Annotated in this window: 2 protein-coding genes and 1 pseudogene; 1 reads left to right on the top strand and 2 read right to left on the bottom strand. The window is 50.7% G+C overall.

The window, feature by feature from the left end; all coding sequences use genetic code 11:
- Positions 1-282: 282 nt before the first annotated feature.
- The gene (gene pcaG / locus BN948_RS26480) at positions 283-870 is read right to left on the bottom strand and encodes a protocatechuate 3,4-dioxygenase subunit alpha (protein WP_081922076.1); all 588 of its coding nucleotides are present in this window, start codon (positions 868-870) and stop codon (positions 283-285) included.
- Between the two features lies 1 nt (position 871).
- Complete coding sequence (gene pcaH, locus BN948_RS26475) at positions 872-1,522, bottom strand: protocatechuate 3,4-dioxygenase subunit beta (RefSeq protein ID WP_474997276.1); 651 nt, start codon at positions 1,520-1,522, stop codon at positions 872-874.
- A gap of 840 nt (positions 1,523-2,362) precedes the next feature.
- Between pcaH and BN948_RS26470 the strand changes: the two are divergent.
- Positions 2,363-2,524: pseudogene (locus tag BN948_RS26470) on the top strand (FAD-dependent oxidoreductase); the annotation flags it as partial.
- Between the last annotated feature and the right edge of the window lie 76 nt (positions 2,525-2,600).

The raw sequence follows: 2,600 nt of genomic DNA, 5'->3' as shown, positions 1-2,600 counted from the left end.
GCATCTCGTTCAAACCTTTTCAGTCAAAGTGCTCAGCATAGACGAGCAAGTTGCTTGACCGTCAACGCGACAAAACCGTATTTTTTTGTGCACTTGGTAAAATATTAATACTATTTCAAATGAAATAAGTTTTAATAATATTTATTGACCTATGCAGCATCAGAACTCATCTTGCAAATATAGCGAGCTATTTATTATTTTTATCGATGTTACCGGCCAAGAGTCTTTATAGATTGAAGAAATTCATTTACTCAATGACCAGTAACGATCAACGTAGCTTGTTTACACGTCGAAAAATACGCTTTCGCCTTCGCCTTGAAGTCTGATTGAAATTTCATAGCAATCTGGTTCGATTTCCTTGGCAATCAGTTTCGACCGGAGATCTTCTGGAATGGAATTCAGAACTGGATCGCTCTTGTTCGCCTCCTCATCATCGAAATACACCCGCGTGTACAGGTGGCGATTCAATCCTTTGCCGAAAATCGAAACAGCAACGTGCGGCGCCTGAATAACTCCATCCCGCATCGGGGCTCCACCTGGTTTCACCGTTTCGAAAGAAAATAGGCCTAAAGCATCGCACATCGCGCGACCAAAACCTTTGAACTCGGCGGTCTTGAGTAAGGGATGATGGCCTGAAAACCGACCGAGTCCATCCGGTTGCCAGATTTCTATCAGCGCGTCTGGAACTGGAAGTCCATCACCATCAAGAACGGTGCCACGCAATGTAATATGCTTTCCATCGACATCTTTCGTCACCAGCGAATTTGATGCCAACATGCGAAACTTGTAATTAACCGGGCTAAGGCAGTATGCATAGAACGGACCGACTGTTTGAGACGGCGTAATTGTCTTAGGCTTATTTGTGACCATTTTATGCCTCGATGTGTGTGTTTTTTTGACTGCGCAGCACGATGTCAAAACGGTAAGCGAGCGCCCACTCTGACTTTGTTGCACTCATATCGAATTTGGCAATCATTGCTTCCCGAGATGATTCCGGCGCGGTACTGTAAATCATGTCATGCTGAATAAGTGGGTCACCCTCGAAATAGAGCTGTGTAACCAGTCGCGTCAGGAATGATGGGCCAAACAACGACAAATGAATGTGTGCAGGTCGCCAGTAATTATTTAGCCCCATGATTGGATAAGGGCCCGGTTTGATGGTGGTGAACGTGTAAGTGCCGTCGTCTGCCGTTACCGTACGTCCCGCGCCGTAAAAGTTCGGATCAAGTGGTGCCGGGTGAGAGTCCAGAGCATGAATGTAGCGGCCAGCAGCATTGGCCTGCCAGATTTCAATCAGAGTGTTCGGAATTGCGCGGCCGTCCTCGTCCATAACCTGTCCATGCACGAAGATACGCTCACCGATCGGCTCGCCTTCGCCCTGCTTAGTCAAGTCATTGTCAAGGGGCTGCACAGAATCATGCCCGTAGATTGGACCGGACAACTCTGTGAGAGTATGAGGGATCACCCGAAGAGGACGATGCGGCGCGCGCTTGCGGGTGAAAACGTAGCTTGGAGTAAGCATCGGAGGATGTGCCCGAGTGCTTTCTAGGGGGTAATCTGTAGAGATCTCTAGCGGATTAGGTGTGTCCGTTATCATGCTGTATGTTCCTTCATTGTGAACGATGTTTTCCTATAGTAACCGCAAGATTAAGGAGCGTCAACTAGGTATTTGCCCTAGCTGGGCAGTGCCGTGGCAACGGCCCCTCCGCTGACGGGTGACATTCGGGCAAGTTCCTGAGCGAAGAATCGGGTTCTGAAAATCATCTAGCCGGCCTCCCGTCGCCGAGGTTGGTAGCGCAATTAAAGTGAGCGATTCTGTCGCTGAGTATTCCGGTCCAACGTGACCGGTGATTCCGGGATCGTGACCGACATTCCGGTGAACGTGATCGGAGGGATTCCGGCAACGTGACCGCTGGCAACGGTCACGACAGTCGGCACGGTGGTATACGCCGTCGGAACGGTGTTGCGCATAAGCGAAACCCGGCGTGGCGTGTAGCTTCGATGCCTTTACAAAGAGCTACATGCCCGCCGTAAGGGTAAGCGCCCGACCAGTACCCGTCTTGACAGTCAAGTCGCAGGGCGTTGAGACGCTCGTTGACCTCGGCGATGTTGGCGCCGACCCCAATTTGACCAGTGGGTCAGTTTTCGGTCGGCGCCAACAATGTCCGCTGCACAGCAGTTCTACACCCTGGCCTTTTGATCACAATGTTGACTGCGCAACTCTTTTCGGCCCGACTCCACTATTGCGACAGACCCAATGAATGCGCCTCTCGCTCCGCTGGCTGTTCATATTTTGCGAACGATGTTTGTTAATGGTAAACTTAAATCTGGGTGGCGTTAACAACTACTGAAGTGGGGTGCAATGGTGGGAGTTTTGAATTGTGATGTGGCGGTGATCGGGTCCGGCGCGGCAGGCCTAGCGGCAGCCCTCACGGCTCGGCATCATGGACTAGATGTGATCGTGCTTGAGAAGGAGTCGGTCATTGGTGGAACGACTGCATGGTCTGGTGGGTGGCTCTGGATGGTTTTGTCGCGTTGACGGTCAAGCAACTTGCTCGTCTATGCTGAGCACTTTGACTGAAAAGGTTTGAACGAGATGC

Source organism: Hydrogenophaga intermedia (assembly GCF_000723405.1).
Taxonomy (GTDB): domain Bacteria; phylum Pseudomonadota; class Gammaproteobacteria; order Burkholderiales; family Burkholderiaceae_C; genus Hydrogenophaga; species Hydrogenophaga intermedia.
This window is presented reverse-complemented; position numbering and strand designations above follow the sequence as displayed.

Coding starts and splice junctions, on each gene's coding strand:
- pcaG (WP_081922076.1), bottom strand. CDS start 870: ATGGTCACAAATAAGCCTAAGACAATTACGCCGTCTCAAACAGTCGGT.
- pcaH (WP_474997276.1), bottom strand. CDS start 1,522: ATGCTTACTCCAAGCTACGTTTTCACCCGCAAGCGCGCGCCGCATCGT.